We start from the raw sequence: 22,796 nt of genomic DNA on the forward strand, positions 1-22,796 counted from the left end.
TTCAACCTGTTCGCGGAGCTGGCGCCCGCGCTGTCGTCAGGGCTTGAAGGCGGCCGCGTGCTCCTGCGCCCAGGTGGCGAACGTACGGCCGGGCCGTCCGATCAGCCGCTGGAGGTCCGTGGTGAGCTCGGTCGGAACGCCGTCGTTCGCGCGCTGCCAGTCCAGCAGCGCGTCGGCGACGGGTCCGGACACGTAGTCGGCCATCTCCGTCTTCCACTCCTCGCGGGTGACGTTCCGGATGGCGATGTCCTGGCCGGTCACGCGGCTGAGGATGTCGATCTGCTCGGCGCAGGTGATCGACTCGGGGCCGGTCAGCGTGTACGTCCTGCCGCTCAGGGCGGGGTCGGCCAGGACGGCGGCGGCCGCTTCGGCGAGGTCGGCCTCATGGACGGGATCGTTGTAGGACCCCGGGTAGGGCAGGCTCACCGGGGCACCGCTCTTGGCGGGCCAGGACCAGGCCAGGGCGTTGCCGGCGAAGGCGCCAGGACGCAGCAGCGTGCTCCGGACGGGGGCGGCGGTCAGGGCCCGCTCGACGTCGAGGTGGGGCCTGGCCAGCGGGTGGGTTTCGGCGTCCGGGGCGAGCACGGCGGACGACGAGAGCAACACGATGTGCTCCACTCCGGCGGTGACGGCCTCCTTCACGAAGGCGTCGATGTGCGAGGGCTCGGCGTACAGGAAAATCGAGCTGACGCCCGCGAGGACACCGGGGAAGGTGGCCGGGTCGGTGAGGTCGCAGGTGGCGATCGACGGGTCGGTGGGACGGCTTGAGACGGGGCGGACGGGCAGCCCGCGCTGACGCAGGAGGGCGATGAGCTCGGTGGCCACGGCGCCGCGAGCGCCGGTAACAAGGATGGTCATATCAGTACATGCCTTAAGATGTGAGCGTGACACAAAAAATGCATCACACAAAAGTTGTGTGACGCAAACAAATGTGAGGCATGGGACTGTCGGGTGTCAAACCGAGCCGAAACGCTGAAGCAGATCATGGATGAGAGCCAACGGCACTACGCGGCGTACGTGCTGTTCAACCAGGCATTGGCCGACCATCTGCAGATTCACTCCACCGACCTGCAGTGCGTGGCGCTGCTGGATCTGGAGTCGGGGCCGGTCAGCACCGGCGAGATCGCACGGCTGACGGGCCTGACGCCCGGCTCCGCCACCCGCCTGGTGGATCGGCTGGAGAAGGCGGGCCTGGTGGTGCGGCGCCCGGACCCGGCCGATCGCAGGCGGGCCCTGGTCGCTTTGGCGCCCTCGGCGCGGGAGAGGATCGGCGCGGCCTGGGCCCTACCGGGCAAGGCGTTCAGCGAGGTGCTGGAGCGGTACAGCGACCCGGAGCTGACCGTCATCGCCGACTACCTGCGCCGAGCCGCCGAAGTGGGCCGCGCGCAGGCCGATCGCCTCGCCAAGGAGAGCTGAAGGGGTCAGATGGCGTGGCCCGGCTGCATGAGGCGGCGGGCGGCCTCGGTGATGGAGCCCGAGAGCGACGGGTAGACGGCGAACGTGTGCGCGAGCTGGTCGACGGTCAGCCGCTGCTGCACCGCCACCGACACCGCCAGGATCAGCTCGGAAGCGCGCGGCGCCACCACCACGCCGCCCAGCACGATCCCGGTGTGCGGGCGGCAGAACAGCTTGACGAAGCCGTCGTTGAATCCCTGCATCTTCGCCCGCGCGTTGGTGGCCAGGGGCAGCTTGACGACGTTGGCCTCGATCTCGCCCGCCTCGATGGACCGCTGGGCGACCCCGACGGCCGCGATCTCCGGGTCGGTGAAGATGTTGGAGGCCACCGTGGCCAGCCGCAGCGGCTGGACGGCCTCCCCGAGCGCGTGCCAGACCGCGATGCGCCCCTGCATGGCCGCCACCGAGGCCAGCATGAGCACGCCCGTGCAGTCACCGGCCGCGTAGACGCCGGGCGCGGACGTGCGCGAGACCTTGTCGACCTTGATGAAGCCGCCCTTGTCGAGCTGGACCCCGGCCTCCTCCAGGCCGATGCCGGCGGTGTTGGGGATCATGCCGACCGTCATCAGCGCGTGGGTCCCCTCGGCCGTGCGGCCGTCCTCCAGGGTCACGACCACGCCGTCGGCCGTGCGCTTGACGGAGGCGGCGCGCGAGCGGCCCATGACGTTCATGCCGCGGCGGCGGTAGACCTCTTCGAGGACCTCGGCGCCGTCGGCGTCCTCGTTGGGCATCATCCGGTCACGGCTGGAGACCAGCGTGACCTCCGAGCCGAGCGAGCGGTACGCGCCCGCGAACTCCGCGCCCGTCACGCCCGAGCCGACCACGATCAGGTGCTCGGGCAGCTCCTCCAGGTCGTAAAGCTGGCGCCAGGTGAGGATGCGCTCGCCGTCGGGCTCGGCTCCGGGCAGCACGCGCGGCGTCGCGCCGGTGGCCACGATCACGACCTCGGCCTTGATCGTACGGTCGCCCGCCCGGACCACCTGCGGGTCGACCAGCCGCCCGCGCGCCCTGATGATCTCGACGCCCTCGGCCTCGACCCGGGTGGCGATGTCGGCGGACTGGGCCTGGGCCAGCTCCTTCACGCGCTTGTTGACCAGCGGCAGATCGACCCCGACCACGCCCGCGTCACCGTCGGGCCCGCCGGAGAACGCCACGCCCAGGGACGGCGCGTCGAGCAGCGCCTGCTTGCGGACCGAGGTCGCGATCAGCGTCTTGGACGGCACGCAGTCGGTCAGCACGCACGCGCCGCCCGGGCCGTCCTGCTCGATCATGGTGACTTGCGCGCCTAGCTGCGCGGCCACCAGCGCCGCTTCGTAGCCGCCGGGTCCGCCACCGATGATCACGATCCTCGTCACGTAACCCATTGTCCCGCATGGTCTCGGTAAGGCTGCAACTGGGCCGTTGCCACCCGCACACGCCTGATAAAAGACTCAAGATCATGATGGCTGGTATCATGCCGCTCGGTGACGGAGGGGTGACACGTCGTCCCCACATCCGTAGTGATGGACCGACTCGGCCGCCCAGCGTGACAGGATGGCGCGGTAGCTGGATGACGTGCAGCACCCGCCGAGAGGGGTGGACCGTGGCGTGGCTTTCAGGTCCTGCAGGAAAGCCGAATGAGCCCAGGCTTTATGCCGCGTACGGCTCGAACATGGACCCGGAGCAGATGGCCATGCGCGCGCCGCACTCCCCCATCTGGGGCGTCGGCTGGCTGACGGGCTGGCGGTTGACCTTCGGCGGCAGCGACCCCACCTGGGAGGGCGCGATCGCCACGATCGTCGAGGATCCCGACGAGCACGTGTTCGTGGTGCTCTACGACGTGCCCGACTGGGAGGAGACCTCGCTCGACCAGTGGGAGGGCGCGCTGCGCGGGGCGTACCACAAGGTGCGGCTGCGGGTGCAGACCCTCGACGGGGAGGTCGTGGCCTGGTTCTACGTGCTCGACGGCTACGAGGGCGGCCTGCCGTCGGCCCGCTACCTCGGCAGCCTGGCCGAGGCGGCGGAGCGGGCGGGCGCCCCCGACGACTACGTCAAGGAGTTGCGGGAGCGCCCCTGCACCTCGTACGGCGGTTAACGCAGCGGCTGGTCCTTGGTCTCCTTCAGCACGAAGATGTAGACCAGCGTCGAGATCAGCGCCAGCGCCGACATGTAATAGGGGAACACCCCGACGTTGCCGGCGTCCTTGAGCGCGGTGCCGATGAGCGGGGCGGTGCCGCCGAAGAGCGCCACGGTCAGCGAGTACGGGAAGCCCGCGCCGGCCGCGCGCACCCTCGTCGGGAAGAGCTCGGAGTTCACCGCGGCCGAGATCGAGGTGAAGCAGCCGAGGAACACCATGCCGATCAGCTGCACGAGCAGCAGGCTCCCGAACGAGTTGCCCAGCGTGCTGAGCAGCGGCACCGGCAGGACCACGAACGCGACGCCGAAGGTGATCAGCATCGGCTTGCGCCCGATGCGGTCCGACAGCATGCCGAGCAGCGGCTGCAGCAGCATGAAGAAGAACAGTGAGATCGTGCCGATCTCGAGCGACTCCGCCACGTCGAAGCCGACCGTGATCTGCGCGTAGGTCGGCAGGAAGGTCGTCCAGGTGTAGTACGCCACGGTGCCCGCGACGGTGATGCCGACGATCGTGGCGGCCTCCTTCGGGTGGCCCACCAGGAACTCGAACAGCCGCGGCCGCTTGACCTCACCGCGCTGGATCTCCTCCGCGACGGCCGAGGTCTCCTCCGCACCCTTGCGGATCCACAGGCCGACGAGGCTGAGCACGGCGCCCACGATGAACGGGATGCGCCAGCCATAGGAGGACAGGTCGGCCTTGTCCAGGTTGGCGGCCAGCAGTGCGGACAGCCCGAGGGCCAGCAGCTGACCGATGGTGGTGCTGACGTACTGGAAGCTCGAGAACAGGCCACGGCGGCCGGTCGGAGCCGACTCCACCAGGAACGTGGTCGCGGCGGCGAACTCGCCGCCCACCGACAGCCCCTGGATGAGGCGGGCCAGGGTGAGGAGGACCGGCGCCAGCAGGCCCACGGCCTCGTACGTCGGAGTCACGCCCACCAGCAGCGAACCGGCGCCCATCAGCACGATCGTGAACGTCATCGCGGCCTTGCGCCCGAACCTGTCGGCGAACGAGCCGACCAGCAGGCCGCCCAGCGGGCGCATGAAGAAGCCGACGGCGAAGACACCGTACGTGCTCAACAAGGGCACCAGGCCCCCGGCGTCCTTCGGGAAGACCTGGACGGAGAAGACGGTCGCGAGGGCGGTGTAGGCGTACCAGTCGTACCATTCCACGACGTTGCCGATGCTGGCCGCCGTCAGCTGGCGGACACGACTCTTGGGAATGCCGACCGGTGATTGTGCCACGGGGGAGGTCGCCACGGGGGGCTCCTTTGCTGCAAAGTGCGGAGATGGCTTACTGTGCAGTTGGACGACCGAAACAGTCAAATCTCTGGCCAGATATTTACAAACCCGACACAGAACAGGTTGCAGGTGGACGTTCTCGACCGGCGCCTCGTCGCCGCGCTCCAGGTCAGCCCGCGCGCCTCGTGGGGCGAGATCGGCAGGGTCGTCGGTGAGCACGAACGTACGGTCGCCAGGAGGCTACAGCGCCTGATCTCCGAGGGGATCGTCCGGGTCACGGCCATCTACGACGACCTGCGCACCGGTCACGGTCGGCCCGTCCACCTGCACGTCCAGGTGCGCCCCGGCACGGCGGGCAAGGTGGCCGAGGCGCTGGCCGACCGGCCCGACACGCGCTCGGTCTACGCGCTGACCGGCGCCGCCGACATCGGCTGTGAGCTGGTCTCCCCGTCCCGCGAGGATCTGCATCACGTACTGTCCACGCAGATGTCCGAAATCTACGGCGTGCGGCAGACGCAGGCTCAGGTCGTGCTCCACACGTTCAGGACCGTGGCCGAGTGGCACGCGCCGTACCTCAGCGAGGAGGAGGTGCTCGAACTGCGACCCGCGCCGCCCCCCGAGTGCCTGCCCGACGAGGAGGGCCTGTCGCCCCTGGAGGAGGAGATCGCCCAGCTGCTCGCCGCCGACGGCAGGATCGCCTTCACCACCGTCGCCGAGCGCCTCGACGTCTCCGTGCCGACCGCGCGCAGGCGGGTGACCTCGCTGATCGAACGGCGGCTGCTGCTGCCGCGGGCCGAGGTGGAGCCCGCGCTGCTCGGGCTCGAGGTCGAGGCCATGCTGTGGCTGAAGGTCCGGCCGTACGGGCTGGACCTGGTCGGGCAGCGGCTGGCCGGGCACCCGAGCGTGCGTTACTGCGCCGCCACCTCGGGCAGCCATTCCCTCATCGTGCAGGTCGTGGCCGCGCACGAGGCCGACCTCTACCGCTTCATGACCGGCGTCGTCGGGCAGTATGACGAGATCGCCGACAGCGACCTCACCCTGATCACCCGCGCCTACAAGCGCGGCCACCTCCACAAGTCCGGTTTGCTCACGTTGGATCATCGTTGGGAGAAGACGCCATGACACCTGCCGAGAACGAAGTCGCCGACCTTTGCGCAGAGCTGATCCGCGTGGACAGCAGCAACTACGGGGACGGCACGGGCCCCGGCGAGCGGGCCGCGGCCGAGGTCGTCATGGCCAGGCTGGCCGAGGTCGGGATCGACTCGAAGTACATCGAGAGCGAGCCCGGCCGCGGCAACGTGATCACCCGGGTCGAGGGCACCGACCCGTCCCTGCCCGCCCTGCTCGTGCACGGGCACCTGGACGTCGTGCCCGCCAACGCGGCCGACTGGTCCGTCGACCCCTTCGGCGGCGAGGTGCGCGACGGCTACATCTGGGGCCGCGGCGCCGTGGACATGAAGGACATGGACGCGATGATGCTGGCCGTGCTGCGCCAGCTCAAGCGCGACGGGCGCCGGCCGCGCCGCGACCTCGTGTTCGCGTGGGTGGCCGACGAGGAGGCCGGCGGCGTGTACGGCGCCAAGTACCTCACCGCGAACCACCCCGAGCTGTTCGAGGGTGTCACCGAGTCGATCAGCGAGGTCGGCGGCTACTCGCTGGAGGTGGACCCGTCTCTGCGGCTCTACCTGATCGAGACGGCCCAGAAGGGCCTGGCCTGGATGAAGCTCATCGCCGACGGCACGGCCGGGCACGGCTCGATGCTCAACTCCGACAACGCCGTGACCGAGATCGCCAAGGCCGTGGCCAGGATCGGCGACCACGACTGGCCGCTCACGTACACGCCGACCGTGCGGCAGTTCCTCACCGAGGTCGCGGACGCGTTCGGGATCCCGTTCGACGAGGACGACCCGCAGCCGATCCTGGACAAGATCGGGCCGCTCGTCCGCTTCGTCGGCGCGACGCTGCGCAACACCACCAACCCGACCCAGCTCGACGCCGGCTACAAGTCGAACGTCATCCCCGGCCAGGCCACGGCGGTGGTCGACGGGCGGTTCCTGCCCGGGTTCGAGGAGGACTTCTTCAAGACCGTCGACTCGCTGCTCGGGCCGAAGATCCGGCGCGAGTTCGTGCACCACGACATCGCGCTGGAGACCACGTTCGACGGGGCGCTGGTCGAGTCGATGATCGCGGCGCTCAAGGCCGAGGACCCGGCGGCGCGGGCGATCCCGTACTGCATGTCGGGCGGCACCGACAACAAGACGTTCTTCGCGGACCTGGGGGTGCGCGGGTTCGGCTTCGTGCCGCTGCGGCTGCCCGCCGACATGGACTTCGCCTCGATGTTCCACGGCGTGGACGAGCGGGTGCCGGTGGACGCCCTGCAGTTCGGGGTGCGGGTGCTGGACAGGCTCCTCCTAAACTACTGAGTTGTGACCAACGACGCATACACCCTGGCAGATGAGGCCGCCGCGGCTCTCAAGAGCGCGACCGGCCTCGGCACCTTCGACGTGGCTCTCGTCATGGGGTCGGGGTGGGTGCCCGCCGCCGATGCCATCGGCGAGACGGTGAGCGAGGTCCCGTTCACTGATTTGCCCGGTTTCCGCGCGCCCGCCGTGGCGGGGCACGGCGGCAAGATCCGCGTCGTGCGCACCTCGGCGGGGCGGCACGCGCTGGTGTTCCTCGGGCGCACGCACCTCTACGAAGGGCTCGGGGTGGACGCGGTCGTCCACGGAGTGCGTACGGCGGCCGCGGCCGGCGTACGCACGCTCGTGCTCACCAACGCCGCCGGCGGCCTGCGCCCCGAGACGCAGAACGTCGGCGACCCGGTCCTGATCAGCGACCACATCAACCTGACCGGGGCCAACCCGATCACCGGCACCACGTTCATCGACCTCACCGAGGTCTACTCGCGCCGCCTGCGCGAGCTGGTGCGCGAGGTCGACCCGAGCCTCTCCGAGGGGGTCTACGTGGCCTTCCGCGGGCCCACGTACGAGACGCCGGCCGAGATCCGCATGCTGCGCACGCTGGGCGGCGACATGGTGGGCATGTCCACCGTCCTGGAGGCCATCGCCGCCCGGGAGGCGAAGCTGGAGGTGCTCGGCGTCTCCCTGGTCACCAACCCCGGCGCGGGGCTGGCGGGCGAGCCGCTCAACCACGAGGAGGTCCTGGAGGTCGGCCGGTCCACGGCGGCCCGCATGGGCGTCCTGCTGGCCAAGGTGGTGGACCGGCTGTGAGCGAGGATCTGGTGCTTGCGGCGCGGGAGTGGCTGGCCCAGGACCCGGACCCGGAGACCCGTGACGAGCTCTCCCGGCTCCTGGACGGCGGCGACCTGGAGGCCCTGCGCGACCGGTTCGGGGCCAAGCTGGAGTTCGGCACGGCGGGCCTGCGGGGAGAGCTGGGCGCGGGTCCCAACCGGATGAACCGCGTCACCGTCATGCGCGCCGCCGCGGGCCTGGCCCGGGTCCTCGGGCCGGGCAAGCACGTGGTCGTCGGCTACGACGCCCGCCACAAGTCCGACGTGTTCGCCCGTGACACGGCCGCCGTCCTGACGGGCGCCGGGCTGCACGCGTCCCTCCTGCCGGGTCCGCTGCCCACGCCCGTGCTGGCCTTCGCCGTACGCCACCTCGACGCGGACGCCGGGGTCACGGTCACCGCCAGCCACAACCCGCCGCGCGACAACGGCTACAAGGTCTACTGGGGCGACGGCTCCCAGATCGTGCCCCCGGTCGACGGCGAGATCTCGGCGGCCATCGACGCCGTCGGACGGGTGGACCGGCTCCCGCTGAACGGTCCCGGCACGCTCACCGAGCTCGGCGAGGGCATCGTCGACGACTACCTCGCCGCCGTGACCGCCCTGCCCCTGGGTGAGGCCCGCGACCTGCGCGTGGCGTACACGCCCCTGCACGGTGTGGGCGCCGCCACGCTCACCGGCGCCTTCCTGGCCGCCGGCTTCGAGACCCCGGTGGCCGTCGAGGAACAGCGCGACCCCGACCCCGACTTCCCGACGGTCTCCTTCCCCAATCCGGAGGAGCCCGGCGCGATGGACCTGGCCATCGCCCTGGCCGCCAAGCTGGACGCCGACCTGGTCCTGGCCAACGACCCCGACGCCGACAGGTGCGCGGTGGGGGTCCCGCTGCCGGACGGGACGTGCCGCATGCTGACCGGCGACGAGGTCGGCGGCCTGCTGGCCGAGCACGTGATCACGCAGACCGCCGGCGACCGCATGGTGGCCACCACCATCGTCTCCTCGACCCTGCTGGGCAAGATCGCCCGGGCGCACGGGGTCCGCTACGGCGAGACGCTGACGGGCTTCAAGTGGATCATCAAGGCGGGTCCGGGGCTGGTCTTCGGCTACGAGGAGGCCATCGGCTACAGCGTCGGCTCCGACGCGGGCCTGCCGGTCCGGGACAAGGACGGGATCGGGGCGGCCCTCACGGTCGCGGCCGTCGCCGCGGCGGCCAAGCGCTCCGGCCGTACGCTGCTGGACCTCCTGGACGACCAGGCCCACCGCTACGGGCTGCACGCGACGTCCCAGCTCTCCTTCCGGGTGTCCGATCTGTCGCTGATCGCCGACGCCATGACCCGCCTGCGCGCCCACCCTCCCACCGCGCTGGGCGGCCGGGCGGTGACGCGTACGGACGACCTGGCGAAGGGCGACGGCGGCCTGCCGCCCACGGACGGGCTGCGATACCTGCTGTCGGGGGACGGCCGCGTGGTCGTCCGCCCTTCGGGCACGGAGCCCAAGCTGAAGTGCTACCTGGAGGTCGTGGTGCCGGTGACGGGGGAGGTCGCGCAGGCCCGCGAGCAGGCGGCCCGCGATCTCGCAGCCCTGAAGGCCGACCTGGCCGCCGGCCTGGGCCTCTGAAGCTATCGCGGACCTGGAGGAGTTTCGTCCCGTGGGGTCAGGGTGCCCGGCTGCCGGGCGGCCTGGCCCTGCCGCCACTGCTCCATGACCTGCCGGAAGGCCTCGCTCACGAGGTGAAGGAGCTCGGCGGAGGACTCGAAGCGCAGGCCCGCCGGGGTTGCGGCCCCGAGGATCTCGGCTCCGCGCCGCGACGCGGCCGCGAGGGCCTCGTTCATCTGCAGGCCGGCGAGCATGGACCGGAGCCAGATCTCGTCGTCGATGACATAGCGTTCGCGCCGCCTGCCGGGGACCCGTTCCCGCCTGAGCATTCCCTGCTGTTCGAGGAAGGCGACGGCGTGCGAGACCGACGCCGGGCTGACGCGTAGCCGCTGGACCAGGTCGGCGGCGGTGAGGGTGCCGGAGTCGGTGATGTACAGGCAGGCCAGCACCCTCGCCATCATCTGGGGCAGCCCCTGCTGGACGAGGAGGGCGGTGAAGGACTCCGTGAAGTCCCGCACCTCTTGCGGGTCACGCCCGTGGCCGCCCTCGGGGATCGGCGACGCCGGAGGCTGAGCCTGCTTGTTACGGCGCGCGCGATGCCGGGTGGCCTCGTGCGCCCGCTCCGCCCCGTAATCGTCGGGTCCGCCGTTGCGGGTGACCTCCCGCATGATGGTCGAGGCGGGCCGCTCCAGACGCCGGCCGATCTCCGCGTATCCGAGCCCCTCGGCCAGCCCCGCGGCGATGTGCTGACGGTCCTCGTTGGTGAGTCTGCCTCCGGGCATCGGTGCTCGTCTCCTGTCGCTCGCCGTGCGGCCCCGCTGCACAGTATGCATTCGCGCGGATTCTCATTGCAATCCACTTCTTGATCAGCTTTTGCGTTCAGCTCCATAGTCATTGCAAAGCAGCTCCGCATTTACCGCTCTAGCTAGCCAAACAGTCTGCCTTTGTGTGTTGACCGATCAGTGAACGCAATGTAATGTCGCAGTCGTTCAGAGATCCCCGAACAATGTGCGCGAGGAGATTCATGATGGAACACAGCAACGGCGGCTTCTCCGAAGCGGGGCTGCGCAGGCTGCGTGAGGTGCTGACTCGGCATGTCGAGTCCGGGAAGATCCCCGGGCTGGTCGCCCTGGTCGGCCGCGGCGACGAGACGCACGTCGAGGCGATCGGGACGATGCGTCATGACGGTGGCGCGCCGATGCGCCGGGACACGATCTTCCGGATGGCCTCCACGTCCAAGCCGGTCTCGATCGCGGCGGCGATGGTGCTCCTGGACGAGTGCCGGTTGCGGCTGGACGACGTGGTGGACGCGTGGCTGCCGGAGCTGGCCGACCGCCAGGTGCTCAAGCGGATCGACGGGCCGCTGGACGACACCGTGCCGGCGCGCCGGCCGATCACCGTGCGGGACGTGCTGACCTCCACGTTCGGGCTCGGCATGGACATGACGGCGCTGGGCACGCCGATCCTGAACGCGATCTTCGAGCGGGGGCTCACGCCCAATCTGCCGGTGCCGGTGCCCGAGCAGGATGAGTGGATGCGCCGCCTGGGCGAGCTGCCGCTGATGCATCAGCCCGGCGAGTGCTGGCAGTACCAGATCAGCAGCGATCTGGTCGGCGTGCTGGTCTCCCGGGTCACGGGCCGGTCGTTCGAGGAGTTCCTGCGCGAGCGCATCTTCGAGCCGCTGGGCATGACCGACACCGGCTTCCACGTGCCCGACGACAAGATCGACCGGCTGCCGGACCTGTACGCCCCCGACCCGCAGACCGGCGAGTTCCTCGTGTGGGACGAGGCCAAGGGCGGACGGTGGAACCAGGCTCCGGCGTTCCAGGGCGGCGGCGGCGGGCTGGTCTCCACCGCCGACGACTACCACGCCTACTTCCGGATGCTGCTCAACGGCGGCATGCACGGCGGCGAGCGGATCCTGTCGCGGCCCGCGGTGGAGTTGATGACCACCAACCGGCTCACGGCCGAGCAGCAGGCCGCCCGGCACGCGCTGGCGGTCAACAACGTCCACGTGTCCTTCGGCCAGGGGCAGCAGGGCGGCTGGGGCCTGGGGATGGCGGTGCGCACGTACCGGGGCGACTACGCCTCCGTCGGCCAGTTCGGCTGGGACGGCGGAAGCGGCACCTCGACCTACGCCGACCCGGCCAAGCGGCTCACCGGAATCCTGCTCACCCAGGTCGGGTACACCGTCCCGGACCCGGCGCGGGTGATGAACGACTTCTGGACCACGCTCTACCAGGCCATCGACGACTGACCGCAGCACCGGGTCCTCTCCGGCCCTGCTTTCCCTCGAAGGTCAGGCCAGGCGGAACTGGAGGTCGATGTCCCAGTTGTTCAGGTCGGGCTCGACCATGGGGTTGGTCTTGTAGAACTCCAGGCGGCAGCCCCAGTGCTCCGTCCCGTCCTTCTCGGTCATGTCCCAGGTCAGGGCCTGCTCCTCGGCCCACTTCAGCATCCCGGCGATGACGCTCCTCAGCTGGTCCGGGTGGCCGTGGTGGGAGGTGGTGACGTAGCGGCCCGCGGGCAGGACGTCGGCGAAGATCTCGCCCTCACCCGCCACCGGCGCCGGAACGGGCACTCCCGCCTGCACCACCAGCCGGTCCTCCGGCATGTTGATGCTGTCGTACCTGAAGAACGGGGCGTCGGCCGGGGACACCCCGCGCTCGGCGAGCCAGCCGATGAGCCCACCGATGCGGTCCCCGACCAGGCCGAAGCTGGTCATGGTGATGGTCTTGCGGATCCCGATGTAGGGGCGCTCGGGAAATTCGACGATCCGTGGCATGTCGTGTTCCTCCTTCGTCCTTCAGACCAGGCGCGCGGTCGAAACTCATCGGCTACGCCGACGTCACTTCGATCTGGAGCTCGGTGACCCACTCGTCCGGGTCTTCCGGGCAGTGCAGGGAGATCTCCCTGGCCAGGCCCAGGGAGCGATAGCCGTTCTCCTCGATCCAGTGGGCCAGCGCCTGGAACGTCGGACCCACCGCCTCCATCGGCCCCTCGTGGATGATCGCGGCCGCGGTCTCGATGGGAGGCAGGTCGACGATCTCGAAGTCGTAGGGGCCGGGCGGTACGGAAACCGGCAGGCACGTGTGCACCATGACGGAGCCGTCGTCGTCGGGCACGTAGTAGGCCAGGCCGGGAGCCACGACGCTCACCCCGGCGGCCTCCACCCGGCGGCAGATCTCCCGGAACAGCGGCTTGATGACCGGGCCGATGTCCTCCCCCTCGTAGCTGGCCGCCCTGGCGCTGAGCTCGGCGACCCGGACCGGGTCCACCCTCTTGAGCACGACTTCGGCTGTCCTCATGTGCCCTTCCGTCTCGATGGTGCGCAGTCGCGCCTCGACGCCCCGGAGCCTGGCCAGGTCGGCGCTGATCTGGGCTTCGAGCTGGGCGCGGCGCAGCCGTACCATGCCGTGCAGTTCCTCCGTGCTCACCTTCTCGTCGAGGATGGCGCTGACCTGCTCCAGCGTGAAGCCGAGGTCCTTGATCGCGACGATGCGGTTGAGCCGGGACAGCTGCGCGGCCTGGTAGGACCGGTAGCCGCTGACGGGGTCCACGTGCGCGGGGCGCAGCAGGCCGATGGCGTCGTAGTGACGCAGCATGCGTACCGAGACCAGTCCGAGCCTGGCGAAATCTCCGATGCTGAACATGACGGCTCCAGGTCTACGGCCTGACACGGTGTCAGGGTCAACCTATGGCGATTTCGTAAGACATGGGGTATTTTTCCCATCATGGGCGACCGAACGTTCGGTAGGACTGCCAGCGAGGATGCGAACCGGCGGATCAGGACGGCGGCGGTGCTGCTGTTCGCCCGGCAGGGCTATGCAGCCACGAGCATCCGCGACCTGGCCAAAGCGGTCAGCATGACCAATGCCGGGATATATCACCACGTGACGAGCAAGGAGTCCCTGCTCGCCGACCTCATGCGCGTCGCCCAGCAAGGGCTGATCGACGCCACGGAACGCATGCTGGAAAACGTCCACAGCCCCACCGACCGCCTGGCCCTGCTGATCGGCTCCCTCACCTCCGTCCACGCGCTCAGCCCCATGACCAGCCGCGTCATGGACGGCGAACTCCGCTCCCTCACCCCCGGCTCCGCCGCCCACGACGAGATCATCGCCCTGCGCGACGCGTACGAGGCCCACTGGAAGGACGCCCTCGCGGACGGCGTCGCCCAGGGCGTGTTCCGCGTCGCCGACCAGAAGCTGACCCGCCTCGCCCTGATGTCCATGTGCACCGGCACCAGCGAGTGGTACCGCCCCGACGGGGACTCCACGCTGGAGCAGGTGTGCGCCGAGTTCGTCACGATCGGCCTGGCCGCCGTCCGCGCGCCCGCCCCGGCCGGGGCCACCCTCGACCTCTCCCTGCTGCCCGACTTCCCGTGGGAGCCGCCGGATGCACGCAACGATCCCCGACCTGATGAGGCACGCCGCTAGCACGTACGGCACGCGCGAGTTCCTCCGCTTCCCCGACACCTCGCTCACCTTCGCCGAGGCCGACGCCCGGTCCGACGGCCTGGCCGCCGCGCTGATCGACAAGGGCGTCCGGCCGGGCGACCGGGTGGCGATCATGATGGACAACGTCCCCGGCTGGCCGCTGAGCTGGCTGGCCGTGCTCAAGGCGGGCGCGGTCACCGTGCCGGTGAACGTCCGCTACCGGGCCGCCGACCTGGAGCACGTCCTGCGCGACTCGGGCGCCGTGGCCACCCTGACCACCGACGAGCACGCCCCGCACATCCCGGGTACGGTCTACGTCCTCGACGCTGAACCCCGTGACAAGCGTCCGGTTTTAGCCCACGAAATCGCGAATTTTCAGTACACGTCGGGGACCACCGGCTTCCCCAAGGCCTGCATGCTCACCCACGACTACTGGCTCAGGACCGCCCGGCTCATCGCCGACCAGGTCCGCCTGCGCGACGACGACGTCATGCTGATCGCCCAGCCGTACTCGTACATAGACCCCCAGTGGGCCACCCTCTTCTGCCTCGTCGGCGGCATCCCCCTCGTCGTGCTCCCCCGCTTCTCCGCCTCCGGCTTCTGGGCCTCGGTCCGGGAGCACGGGGCGACGCTCACGTACGTACTCGGCTCGATGCCCCTCCTCCTGCACAAGCAGCCGCCCCACCCCCACGACCGCGACAACCGGATGCGCCTCGTGCTCTGCTCGGGCATCCGGCCGGACCTGCACCGGGCGTTCGAGGAGCGCTGGGGCGCGCCATGGCGCGAGTTGTACGGATCCACGGAGAGCGGCCCCGACCTGGGGGTGCCCATCGACGCCGTGGAGACGGTCGGCACCGGCGCCATGGGGCTCGCGTACCCGGGCAAGGAGGTCACGCTGGACGAGGAGACCGGCGAGATCCTGGTCAGGGGCACGCCCATGATGAACGGCTACTGGAACCACCCGGAGGCCACCGCCCACGCGTTCAGGGGCGGCTGGTACCACACGGGCGACCTCGGCTTCCGCGACGAGCACGGCTACATCCACCATTCCGGGCGGTTGAAGGACATGGTGCGCAAGGGTGGCGAGAACATCTCGTGCGCCGAGGTGGAGGGCGTGCTCACCGAGCACCCCGCGGTCCTCCAGGCCGCGCTGGTGCCCGTTCCGGACGACCTGTTCGGCGAGCTGCCCAAGGCGTTCATCCAGCTCCGCCCGGGACACGTCCCCGACGCCGGGACGGCCGGGAGCATCATCGGCCACGCCAGGGAGCGGCTGGCCCGCTTCAAGATCCCGGAGTACGTGGAGTTCGTGGCGGAGTTCACGCTCACCCCGTCGTCCCGCATCGAGAAGCGCCACCTCCTCGATCCCAAAAAGGACCAACGCGCAGCCCCCGCCATCGCGATCCCCAAGGAGAGAGCATGATCGAAGTGACCGACCGCGACGGGGTGGCCCTCATCACGCTCGCGCGCCCCGAGAAGCTCAACGCCCTCACCGCGGGCATGCGCCGCGACCTCGCGACCGCGATCCGCGCGTGCGGCGAGGACGTCAGGGGCGTCGTGGTCACCGGCACCGGCCGGGCGTTCTCGGCCGGGGAGGACATCCACGAGGCCGCCGGAAAGTCGCTGGTCGAGGAGGTGGAGCTCTTCCACGACATGACCAGGGCGGTGCTGGAGACGCGGGTCCCGGTCGTGGCGGCGGTCAACGGCCTGGCCGTGGGCGGGGCCGCCGAGTGGACGCTGTGCTTCGACACCCGCATCGGCACCCTGGCGACCGAGTACTTCCTGCCGGAGAACCACATCGGCCTGTCCGTCTCGAACGCCGCCAGCTACCTGCTCCCCCGCCTGGTGGGCGCCAGGGCGCTGAAGCTGGTGCTCGACTCGACCCGGATGACCGCCGAGCAGGCCCTGGCCACGGGCCTGCTGGACGAGATCGTCCCCCAGGAGCGGCTGCTGGACGCGGCGATCGAACGCGTACGCCACTGGACCCGGCCGGGCACGGCCACGGCGGTCCACCTGACACTTCTCAGGCCGTCCCGGGACGAGGTCGAGCGCGCCTTCGCGAGGGAGACGGAGGCCGCCGAGCAGGTCGAGGAGTCGGGCATCGCCCAGGAGGGCATGTCCCGCTTCGTCAACCGGGCTAGGCGATGACGATCGCCACCACCAGCAGGACCACGGCCGCCGCCAGCACCGCGATGGAGTCGTAGGACCACGTGACCCGGGCCGGCGCCGCCTCTTCCTCGCGGCGCCTGGCCGACTCGGCGCGGTCGCGGATCTGGTCGCCCACCCAGTCGGCGTGCGTCTTGCCCGCGAACGCCTCCACGGCCGCCTGCTCGGCCTTCGACAGCGTGGGCTCGGTGCTGAAGCGTCCGCGCTGCTGCCTGGGCGCCCCGCGCCGCTGCGCCCTGGCCCGCTCCCGCGCGCTGCTCATCGGCGTCCACAACCGCAGCACCCGCTCCTCGCCGTGCTCGACGTTGATCGAGTGGGACACCGTCACGTCCTCGATCGATGCCCACGGCAGGAACGTCGTGCGCAGCGGGTTGCGCCCGATCAGCCCCGCCTCCGTGAACACGGTGGCGGGGCGCATCGCGATCACGTAGACCAGCGCGGTCAGCGCGCCGAGCACGGCCAGCGCCACCAGCGACGACTTGCCGGTGTAGTGGGCGATCAGGTCCCAGACGTTGAACGCGACGAAGGCCAGCCACACCCAGGCGAGCACGAACGCCGTCTTGGACCGGTAGGTCTGTTTCACGGCTGCCACTTGAGCTGCGCGAACCCCGGCTTGATCACGCCGTTGATCAGCGCCAGCCGCTCGTCGAACGGCAGGAACGCCGACTTCATCGCGTTGACCGTGAACCACTGCAGGTCGTCCCAGCCGTAGCCGAACGCCTCCACCAGCTTGGCGAACTCCTGCGACACGCTCGTCGAGCTCATCAGCCGGTTGTCGGTGTTGACCGTGACCCTGAAGTGCAGCCGCCGCAGCAGCCCGATGGGGTGCTGGGCGATCGACGGGGCGGCCCCGGTCTGCAGGTTGGAGGTGGGGCACATCTCCAGCGGGATGCGCTTGTCACGCACGTACGCGGCCAGCCGCCCCAGCTTGGCGGAGCCGTCCTCGGACACGGAGATGTCGTCGATGATCCGTACGCCGTGGCCGAGCCGGTCGGCGCCGCACCACTGGATCGCCTGCCAGATCGACGGCAGCCCGAACGCCTCGCCCGCGTGGATGGTGAAGTGGGCGTTCTCCCGCTGGAGGTATTCGAACGCGTCGAGATGCCGCGTGGGCGGGTAGCCCGCCTCGGCCCCCGCGATGTCGAACCCCACCACGCCCACGTCGCGGTAGCGCACGGCCAGCTCGGCGATCTCCATGGACCGCGCCTGGTGCCGCATGGCCGTCAGGAGCGTGCCGACCCGGATCCCGCGCCCCTCCGAGCCCTGCTTGAACCCTTCGAGCACCGCTTCGACCACCTGGTCGAGGCTCAGCCCGCGCGTGGTGTGCTGCTCGGGCGCGTACCGCACCTCGGCGTAGACCACGCCGTCGGCCGCGAGGTCCTGAGCGCACTCGGCGGCCACGCGGACAAGCGACTCGCGCGTCTGCATGACCCCCACGGTGTGGGCGAACGTCTCCAGGTAGCGCTCGAGCGAGCCGGAGTCGGCCGCCTCCTCGAACCAGTGGCGCAGGCGGTCGGGGTCGTCGGTGGGCAGCCGATCGTAGCCGGTCTCCCTGGCCAGCTCGACGATCGTCTCGGCGCGGAGCCCGCCGTCGAGGTGATCGTGCAGCAGCACCTTGGGAGCCCGCCGGATCTCGTCAAGCGTGGGACTCATCTGGCCATGATAGGGCGTCCCTCGCGTACGGCTCAGTCGCGCCCTGCGCTCTCGGCGGAGAAGGCCGGCAGGCACACCGCGATGTACTCGGCACCCTCGGGACCTGCGCTGTAACGGACCCTCTCCCCCGGCGACGTCACCACCGACTGCCCGGCCGCGACCTCGGTCGTGCCCTCGGCGTGCTCCACCATCACCAGGCCGCGCAGCACAACCGTGTACTCGATGAACTGCGGCCGCTGAGGCGGCTCCTCCCAGCCGGGCGGGGCGGTCATGTGCGCTATGGAGATCCCGTCGTCGCCGCTGCTGACGCGGCCGATGTGCTCGTCGATGAGCTTGCCGCCGGGTACGGGTATGCGGGCCGGGCCCTCGATCTTTCTCACCACGACGTCAGTGTGCCACGTCGATGATCAGGCGGCTGGGACCGCCCTGCTCCTTGACCTGGAACGCGGCCTTCCTGGCCAGCACCATGCCGATGCCGACGTGTCCCTCGAAGTCGCCGGTCCTGACGACGTCGGTGAGGTTGAGCAGGCCGGTGGGGAAGACGGGGCCGCCCTTCCAGGTGGGCTTGCCCTTCGTGTCGTGGGCGTTCGCGGGGACGAGCGTGACCTGGAGGTACGCGCCGCCGTTCACGTCCATGGGCTTGCCCGAGCCGTCCTCGACGAATTCGTCCACCCACTCGACGCTGTAGCCCGGGACCTTGCCCTTGAGGTCGATGACCAGGCGGTCGTACGTGTCGTGACCGGCGAACCGGACGCCCGTGACGACGGCGGGCTCGATCCCGTCGCGCTGGACGTCCACCTCGGCCGTGCTCGTCGGCGTGTCGGGCCCCGGCCGGTCCGTCCGGGTGGCGGCGGGCTGCTGCGGCAGGGCGGTCTGGACGGCCTGGCCGCAGGCGGTGAGCAGGGCCAGGCAGGCGAGCGAGGCGAGAAGCCGGGAGCCCGCTCGCGGGGATGACGGGCGCATACCTCCAAGATGCCCGGCCTGCGGTCCCGCATGCGACCGGGCTTCCCGCCCTGCCGAGTACCCTGATCACCCCACGAGGAGTTATATACGTGAAAAAGTCTGGCGATTTACCGATCTTTCTGACCAACTACTCGCCGTCGTTCGCGCGAACCGCGTACCTGCTGACGGGTGACGCGGACCGGGCCCGCGAGCTGGCGGTCGAGGCGCTGGTCACGGCGTGCCGCCGCTGGTCCACCATCCGCTGGGGCCAGCCGGCCGTGGAGGTGTTGCGTGAGTTGTACGCGCGCTTCCTGGCCGCCGCGCCGCCGCCCGCACCCGAGGACCACGCGCTGGCCACGCTGCCGCCCACGGCGCGAGCCGTGCTCGTGGCGCGCTACCACGACGCGCTGCCGCCGGACCAGGTGGCCATGGTGACGGGCCTGTGGACCGCCGCCCTGGACGAGGAGGCGCACCAAGCCCTCGCCCTCCTCCGGGCCGCGCACCCCGACCTCTTCACGCGCGCCGAAACGCCGGCGCCCCCGGAGCCCCCGGAGCCAGGCGTTGCCCCGTCCCCGGAGCCGGATGACGCCCCGTCTCCGGAGCCGGATGGCGACGCACCCTCGGAGCCGGACGGTGACGCACCCTCGGAGCCGGACGGTGACGCGTCTCCGGAGCCGGACGGTGACGTGCGGGAGGCGGCGGACCAGGCGCCGTGGGTCGCCCCGGAGGATCCGCCGGGCACCGCTCATGAGGCGGCAGCCACCCCGTGGGCAGTCCCCACCCAGGGGTCGGACACCGACGAGCCAGGCCTGCGTGCCGCCCTGGTCCGGATCGCGGCCGGCATGCCGCACATCAACCTCTCCGAGCCCGTCCTGACCCGCATCGGCAGGCGGCGCAGGCTCCGCGTCACCCTGTGGGCGGCCGCGTCGGCAGGGGCCGTCGGCGCGCTCGCGGCCCTGGTCGTGATCGCGGCGAGCACCCTGGCGGGCAACCTGGAGAAGGCGGCCGATGACGGCAGCACCGCCCTCACGCCGCCGGACGAGGTCCCCATGGCGATGCCGGACAAGCTGGGCGACCCCATCCGGTACGCGTACACGGACTACTGCGAGGGCGCCTCCTCCGACTCCAGCGACCCGCAACCCTGCGGCCAGTGGCGGCTGACGACCCTGTCGGGCAAGGAGTGGCGGCTGCAGGCCGCGCGGGCCGGCTACGACGAGGACACGCTCGTCGCCCTGCCCCTCGCCATCAGCCAGGACGGCCACCGCCTGGCCTACCGGCACCGCGACGGCTCGTACGTCGTGCACGACCTGCCGACGGGCGTCGTCAAGAAGATCGACATCAAGCACGAGGAGACGCTCCCGCACATCACCTCCTCGCCGAACGGCCGGTACTTCGCTCTCGACTTCGGAGCCGCCGACGGCGCGATGCTCGACTTCGACACCGGCGCGACCCGGCACGTCAGCGGAACGAAGATCAAGATCCTGGCCGTGGGGAACGACGGCAGGCGGGTGGTCAGCGACGAGGTGGACGTGGACGACGTACCGGGCCACGCGTCGGTCGCCACCCTCACGCTCCAGGGCGCGAGGGGCCGCGCGGGCGGTTACCGCGTCGACCCCGGCCTCCTCGAGTACGGCGCCGCGCTCTCCCCGGACGGCCGCACGCTGGCCCTGGTGTCGGCCGACGAGCGGCTCGTCACCATGAACGCCCGCACCGGCCGCGTCTTCGGCTCCCGTACGGCGCTCGACGACTACGGCGTGATCGCGGTCGAGCGCTGGCTCAGCGCCGACGAGGTCCTCGTACGCCAGCCCGACGATGACGACGAGGACGCCTACCTGACCAAGGTGAACGTCCGGTCGGGCAAGAGCGCCGACTTCGGGGGCGAGGAGTGGATCGGCTACGACTCCCCGCTCGGCGCGCTGAAATGACGAGAAAGGGCCCCGCCGGGACGACGGAGCCCTTTCTGTGACAAACGCCGCTGGTCAGACGGTCTCGTAGACCTTGACGCTCTCGCCCTCGACGGCCTGGGCCTTGCGGGCGCGCAGCCCGGTCGCCGAGATCGCCAGCCCGACCAGGGCCAGCACCAGCGAGACCACGATCGCCGAGCGCAGCGAGCCGATCGAGAGCGTCTCACCGCCGCCCGAGGTGAGCACGGCGGTGACCACGGCCAGCACGATCGCGCCGCCCACCTGGCCGGAGGTGTTGAGCAGCCCGGAGGCCAGCCCCTGCTCGTCGTCGTCCACGCCGGTGGTGGCCTGGATGTTCAGCGAGGGGAACGACAGCGCGAACGCGATGCCCATCAGGAGCATGCCCGGGATCACCATGCCGCCGAGGCTGGGAGTGCGGTCGATGCCGAGGAACATCGCGTACCCGCCGGCCAGCGCGGCGGAGCCGATGACGATCAGCTTGCCGGTGCCGAACCTGTCGGCGAAGTCACCCATCTTGGTCGAGGTGAGCGCGACCAGCAGGCCGGCGGGCAGGAACGCCAGGGCGGTGCCCAGGGCCGACCAGCCGAGGAGGTTCTGGAAGTACTGCATCGCCACGAACTGGAAGGCCACGTACGAGCCCATGAGGATGAGCAGCCCCAGGTTGGCGCGGACGATGTGGCCGGAGCGCAGGATGCCGAGGCGCACCAGCGGGTGCCGCATCCGCCGCTCGGTGAAGACGAACAGGCCGAGCAGCACGGCCACCGCCACCAGCGAGCCGATGGTCTGCAGCGAGGCCCAGCCGGCCTCCGGCGCCTGCACGACCGTGAACACCAGCAGCAGCATGGACGCGGTGATCAGCGCGGCGCCGATCAGGTCGTGACCGCCTTCGGCCCGCTCGTCACGGCCGCGCAGCACCCTCGGCGCGACCAGCAGGGCGAGGATCGCCACGGGGACCGGCATCAGCAGCGTCCAGCGCCAGCCGATCTCGGTGAGCAGGCCGGACAGCACGAGGCCGAGCGAGTAGCCGCTGGCGCCACAGGCGGTGAAGATGCTCAATGCCTTGTTGCGCTCGGGCCCCTCAGGAAAAGTCGTCGTGATGATCGACAAGGCCGCGGGGGCGGTGAACGCGGCGGCCACACCCTTGACGAACCGGGCCGCGATCAGCAGCCCGCCGTCGTCCACAATGCCACCGAGCAACGACGCCACGGCGAAGACACCCAAAGCGACCAGGAACACCCTGCGCCGCCCGAGCAGGTCGGCGGTCCTGCCCCCGAGCAACAGAAGACCGCCGTAGCCGAGCACGTAGCCGCTGACCACCCACTGCAGAGATGACGTACTCAGGCCCAGATCGTGCTGAATGGCAGGTAGGGCGACACCGACCATCGAGACGTCAAGGGCGTCAAGGAAGATCACTGCGCAGAGCACGGCGAGCGCGCCCCAACGGGATGAGGAAGAGGACATGGGACAGAACGATACATGCGGTTGCATCTAATGCAAACGCATTTAATGCCGTTGCATAAGTTTTAGCGAAGTGGTAACCTCCGCGACATGGACGAGGAGTTCGTGGTCGACACCTGGCATTACGTCCTGGCCAAGCACGCCAAGGGCATGTGCGCTCTGGAGCGCGAGCTGGGGGATCGACATGGGCTGGGGCCCAGCGAGTTCGAGGTGCTCGACCGGATCGTCCATCATGACCGGAAGCTGCGCATCCAGGAGCTCTGCGACGAGGTCCACCTGAGCCAGAGCGCCCTGTCCCGGGTGGTGGCTCGCCTGGAGAAGGCCGCGCTCGTGTCACGCGGGGTCTGCGACGCGGACCGGCGGGGTGTGTTCGTGTGCATCACGGACGAGGGCCGCGCCCGCCACGCCGAGGCCCTCCCCACACAGCGCGCCGTCCTCGCGGAGATCTTCGCCGACGCCCCGGCCCTGGCCCGCTGACCACCGCAGAGCCCGACGCCCTGTCCCCCGAAGGACCTCAGGGACGACCCCGCCGACCGTGGCCGGTGTCCTTCGAACAGGGGGTTGGAT

The 22,796-nt window shown here is 70.4% G+C and carries 23 protein-coding genes; 12 read left to right on the forward strand and 11 right to left on the reverse strand.

What is annotated here, in order from left to right; all coding sequences use genetic code 11:
- Positions 1-36: 36 nt before the first annotated feature.
- Positions 37-858 (reverse strand): NmrA family NAD(P)-binding protein, encoded by an 822-nt coding sequence (locus ACWEPL_RS28095; RefSeq protein WP_452437909.1) that lies wholly within the window; start codon positions 856-858, stop codon positions 37-39.
- 126 nt (positions 859-984) lie between these two features.
- Here ACWEPL_RS28095 and ACWEPL_RS28100 point away from each other — a divergent pair, with 126 nt between their 5' ends.
- Complete coding sequence (locus tag ACWEPL_RS28100) at positions 985-1,416, forward strand: MarR family winged helix-turn-helix transcriptional regulator (protein WP_355190518.1); 432 nt, start codon at positions 985-987, stop codon at positions 1,414-1,416.
- 5 nt (positions 1,417-1,421) lie between these two features.
- On the opposite strand, the gene ACWEPL_RS28105 is transcribed toward ACWEPL_RS28100, so the two are convergent.
- Positions 1,422-2,810 (reverse strand): NAD(P)H-quinone dehydrogenase, encoded by a 1,389-nt coding sequence (locus ACWEPL_RS28105; RefSeq protein ID WP_350731339.1) that lies wholly within the window; start codon positions 2,808-2,810, stop codon positions 1,422-1,424.
- 227 nt (positions 2,811-3,037) lie between these two features.
- Between ACWEPL_RS28105 and ACWEPL_RS28110 the strand changes: the two genes are divergently transcribed.
- On the forward strand, positions 3,038-3,529 hold the full coding sequence (locus ACWEPL_RS28110) for a gamma-glutamylcyclotransferase (protein WP_313044612.1): 492 nt from the start codon (positions 3,038-3,040) through the stop codon (positions 3,527-3,529).
- Here the strand turns inward: ACWEPL_RS28110 and ACWEPL_RS28115 are convergent.
- Complete coding sequence (locus tag ACWEPL_RS28115; RefSeq protein WP_452437910.1) at positions 3,526-4,827, reverse strand: MFS transporter; 1,302 nt, start codon at positions 4,825-4,827, stop codon at positions 3,526-3,528. The two genes, ACWEPL_RS28110 and ACWEPL_RS28115, sit on opposite strands and share 4 nt — an antisense overlap.
- A gap of 111 nt (positions 4,828-4,938) precedes the next feature.
- Between ACWEPL_RS28115 and ACWEPL_RS28120 the strand changes: the two genes are divergently transcribed.
- Genes ACWEPL_RS28120 through ACWEPL_RS28135 form a run of 4 tightly spaced genes read left to right on the forward strand, consistent with a single transcriptional unit; the run spans position 4,939 to position 9,670 of the window.
- The gene (locus ACWEPL_RS28120) at positions 4,939-5,931 is read left to right on the forward strand and encodes an Lrp/AsnC family transcriptional regulator (protein ID WP_452437911.1); all 993 of its coding nucleotides are present in this window, start codon (positions 4,939-4,941) and stop codon (positions 5,929-5,931) included.
- Entirely contained in the window at positions 5,928-7,232 is a 1,305-nt protein-coding gene (locus ACWEPL_RS28125; protein WP_397371150.1) for a M20/M25/M40 family metallo-hydrolase, read from the forward strand. Before ACWEPL_RS28120 ends, ACWEPL_RS28125 begins: the two co-directional genes overlap by 4 nt.
- Positions 7,233-7,235: 3 nt before the next feature.
- Positions 7,236-8,039: a purine-nucleoside phosphorylase gene (locus ACWEPL_RS28130; RefSeq protein WP_363962342.1), complete on the forward strand. Its 804-nt coding sequence runs from the start codon at positions 7,236-7,238 to the stop codon at positions 8,037-8,039.
- Positions 8,036-9,670 (forward strand): phospho-sugar mutase, encoded by a 1,635-nt coding sequence (locus ACWEPL_RS28135; RefSeq protein WP_452437912.1) that lies wholly within the window; start codon positions 8,036-8,038, stop codon positions 9,668-9,670. Before ACWEPL_RS28130 ends, ACWEPL_RS28135 begins: the two co-directional genes overlap by 4 nt.
- 2 nt (positions 9,671-9,672) lie before the next feature.
- Here ACWEPL_RS28135 and ACWEPL_RS28140 read toward each other — a convergent pair whose 3' ends face one another.
- Positions 9,673-10,431, reverse strand: a complete 759-nt coding sequence (locus tag ACWEPL_RS28140; protein WP_452437913.1) for a helix-turn-helix domain-containing protein — start codon at positions 10,429-10,431, stop codon at positions 9,673-9,675.
- A 245-nt stretch (positions 10,432-10,676) separates the two neighbouring features.
- Between ACWEPL_RS28140 and ACWEPL_RS28145 the strand changes: the two genes are divergently transcribed.
- Positions 10,677-11,906 (forward strand): serine hydrolase domain-containing protein, encoded by a 1,230-nt coding sequence (locus ACWEPL_RS28145; protein ID WP_363963093.1) that lies wholly within the window; start codon positions 10,677-10,679, stop codon positions 11,904-11,906.
- A 42-nt stretch (positions 11,907-11,948) separates the two neighbouring features.
- On the opposite strand, the gene ACWEPL_RS28150 is transcribed toward ACWEPL_RS28145, so the two are convergent.
- Together ACWEPL_RS28150 and ACWEPL_RS28155 are read right to left on the reverse strand one after the other, a co-directional pair.
- Positions 11,949-12,434 (reverse strand): GyrI-like domain-containing protein, encoded by a 486-nt coding sequence (locus tag ACWEPL_RS28150; protein WP_452437914.1) that lies wholly within the window; start codon positions 12,432-12,434, stop codon positions 11,949-11,951.
- Positions 12,435-12,486: 52 nt separating this feature from the next.
- Positions 12,487-13,302: a MerR family transcriptional regulator gene (locus tag ACWEPL_RS28155; protein ID WP_363962338.1), complete on the reverse strand. Its 816-nt coding sequence runs from the start codon at positions 13,300-13,302 to the stop codon at positions 12,487-12,489.
- 81 nt (positions 13,303-13,383) lie between these two features.
- On the opposite strand from ACWEPL_RS28155, the gene ACWEPL_RS28160 reads away from it, so the two are divergent.
- From ACWEPL_RS28160 to ACWEPL_RS28170, 3 genes are read left to right on the forward strand one after another with little or no spacing between them, the layout of a single operon-like run.
- Positions 13,384-14,088, forward strand: a complete 705-nt coding sequence (locus ACWEPL_RS28160; protein WP_452437915.1) for a TetR/AcrR family transcriptional regulator — start codon at positions 13,384-13,386, stop codon at positions 14,086-14,088.
- Positions 14,048-15,508 carry an AMP-binding protein gene (locus ACWEPL_RS28165; RefSeq protein ID WP_452437916.1) on the forward strand — a complete coding sequence of 487 codons (1,461 nt, stop codon included), beginning with the start codon at positions 14,048-14,050 and terminating at the stop codon, positions 15,506-15,508. Before ACWEPL_RS28160 ends, ACWEPL_RS28165 begins: the two co-directional genes overlap by 41 nt.
- Positions 15,505-16,233 (forward strand): enoyl-CoA hydratase/isomerase family protein, encoded by a 729-nt coding sequence (locus ACWEPL_RS28170; protein WP_452437917.1) that lies wholly within the window; start codon positions 15,505-15,507, stop codon positions 16,231-16,233. Before ACWEPL_RS28165 ends, ACWEPL_RS28170 begins: the two co-directional genes overlap by 4 nt.
- Here the strand turns inward: ACWEPL_RS28170 and ACWEPL_RS28175 are convergent.
- The 4 genes from ACWEPL_RS28175 to ACWEPL_RS28190 are packed head-to-tail and all read right to left on the reverse strand — an operon-like array spanning position 16,223 to position 18,867.
- Positions 16,223-16,834 (reverse strand): PH domain-containing protein, encoded by a 612-nt coding sequence (locus tag ACWEPL_RS28175; protein WP_363962334.1) that lies wholly within the window; start codon positions 16,832-16,834, stop codon positions 16,223-16,225. The two genes, ACWEPL_RS28170 and ACWEPL_RS28175, sit on opposite strands and share 11 nt — an antisense overlap.
- Positions 16,831-17,904 (reverse strand): adenosine deaminase, encoded by a 1,074-nt coding sequence (locus ACWEPL_RS28180; RefSeq protein WP_350731313.1) that lies wholly within the window; start codon positions 17,902-17,904, stop codon positions 16,831-16,833. The genes ACWEPL_RS28175 and ACWEPL_RS28180 overlap by 4 nt, the downstream gene beginning before the upstream one ends.
- Positions 17,905-17,936: 32 nt before the next feature.
- Positions 17,937-18,287, reverse strand: coding sequence for a cupin domain-containing protein (locus ACWEPL_RS28185; protein WP_350731311.1), 351 nt, complete (start codon positions 18,285-18,287; stop codon positions 17,937-17,939).
- A 4-nt stretch (positions 18,288-18,291) separates the two neighbouring features.
- Complete coding sequence (locus ACWEPL_RS28190; protein WP_452437918.1) at positions 18,292-18,867, reverse strand: AMIN-like domain-containing (lipo)protein; 576 nt, start codon at positions 18,865-18,867, stop codon at positions 18,292-18,294.
- A gap of 89 nt (positions 18,868-18,956) precedes the next feature.
- On the opposite strand from ACWEPL_RS28190, the gene ACWEPL_RS28195 reads away from it, so the two are divergent.
- Entirely contained in the window at positions 18,957-20,771 is a 1,815-nt protein-coding gene (locus ACWEPL_RS28195; RefSeq protein WP_452437919.1) for a hypothetical protein, read from the forward strand.
- A gap of 54 nt (positions 20,772-20,825) precedes the next feature.
- On the opposite strand, the gene ACWEPL_RS28200 is transcribed toward ACWEPL_RS28195, so the two are convergent.
- Positions 20,826-22,232, reverse strand: coding sequence for an MFS transporter (locus ACWEPL_RS28200; protein WP_363962330.1), 1,407 nt, complete (start codon positions 22,230-22,232; stop codon positions 20,826-20,828).
- A gap of 87 nt (positions 22,233-22,319) precedes the next feature.
- Between ACWEPL_RS28200 and ACWEPL_RS28205 the strand changes: the two genes are divergently transcribed.
- Positions 22,320-22,706, forward strand: a complete 387-nt coding sequence (locus ACWEPL_RS28205; protein WP_350731306.1) for a MarR family winged helix-turn-helix transcriptional regulator — start codon at positions 22,320-22,322, stop codon at positions 22,704-22,706.
- Positions 22,707-22,796: the final 90 nt, after the last annotated feature.

The sequence above is a fragment of the Nonomuraea sp. NPDC004186 genome (genome assembly GCF_053603495.1).

Excerpts from the sequence above, each read along its gene's own strand:
- ACWEPL_RS28200 (WP_363962330.1), bottom strand. The coding sequence starts at position 22,232 with ATGTCCTCTTCCTCATCCCGTTGGGGCGCGCTCGCCGTGCTCTGCGCA.
- ACWEPL_RS28165 (WP_452437916.1), top strand. The coding sequence starts at position 14,048 with ATGCACGCAACGATCCCCGACCTGATGAGGCACGCCGCTAGCACGTAC.
- ACWEPL_RS28125 (WP_397371150.1), top strand. The coding sequence starts at position 5,928 with ATGACACCTGCCGAGAACGAAGTCGCCGACCTTTGCGCAGAGCTGATC.
- ACWEPL_RS28170 (WP_452437917.1), top strand. The coding sequence starts at position 15,505 with ATGATCGAAGTGACCGACCGCGACGGGGTGGCCCTCATCACGCTCGCG.
- ACWEPL_RS28205 (WP_350731306.1), top strand. The coding sequence starts at position 22,320 with ATGGACGAGGAGTTCGTGGTCGACACCTGGCATTACGTCCTGGCCAAG.
- ACWEPL_RS28180 (WP_350731313.1), bottom strand. The coding sequence starts at position 17,904 with ATGAGTCCCACGCTTGACGAGATCCGGCGGGCTCCCAAGGTGCTGCTG.
- ACWEPL_RS28095 (WP_452437909.1), bottom strand. The coding sequence starts at position 858 with ATGACCATCCTTGTTACCGGCGCTCGCGGCGCCGTGGCCACCGAGCTC.
- ACWEPL_RS28190 (WP_452437918.1), bottom strand. The coding sequence starts at position 18,867 with ATGCGCCCGTCATCCCCGCGAGCGGGCTCCCGGCTTCTCGCCTCGCTC.
- ACWEPL_RS28145 (WP_363963093.1), top strand. The coding sequence starts at position 10,677 with ATGGAACACAGCAACGGCGGCTTCTCCGAAGCGGGGCTGCGCAGGCTG.
- ACWEPL_RS28155 (WP_363962338.1), bottom strand. The coding sequence starts at position 13,302 with ATGTTCAGCATCGGAGATTTCGCCAGGCTCGGACTGGTCTCGGTACGC.
- ACWEPL_RS28100 (WP_355190518.1), top strand. The coding sequence starts at position 985 with ATGGATGAGAGCCAACGGCACTACGCGGCGTACGTGCTGTTCAACCAG.
- ACWEPL_RS28150 (WP_452437914.1), bottom strand. The coding sequence starts at position 12,434 with ATGCCACGGATCGTCGAATTTCCCGAGCGCCCCTACATCGGGATCCGC.
- ACWEPL_RS28140 (WP_452437913.1), bottom strand. The coding sequence starts at position 10,431 with ATGCCCGGAGGCAGACTCACCAACGAGGACCGTCAGCACATCGCCGCG.
- ACWEPL_RS28160 (WP_452437915.1), top strand. The coding sequence starts at position 13,384 with ATGGGCGACCGAACGTTCGGTAGGACTGCCAGCGAGGATGCGAACCGG.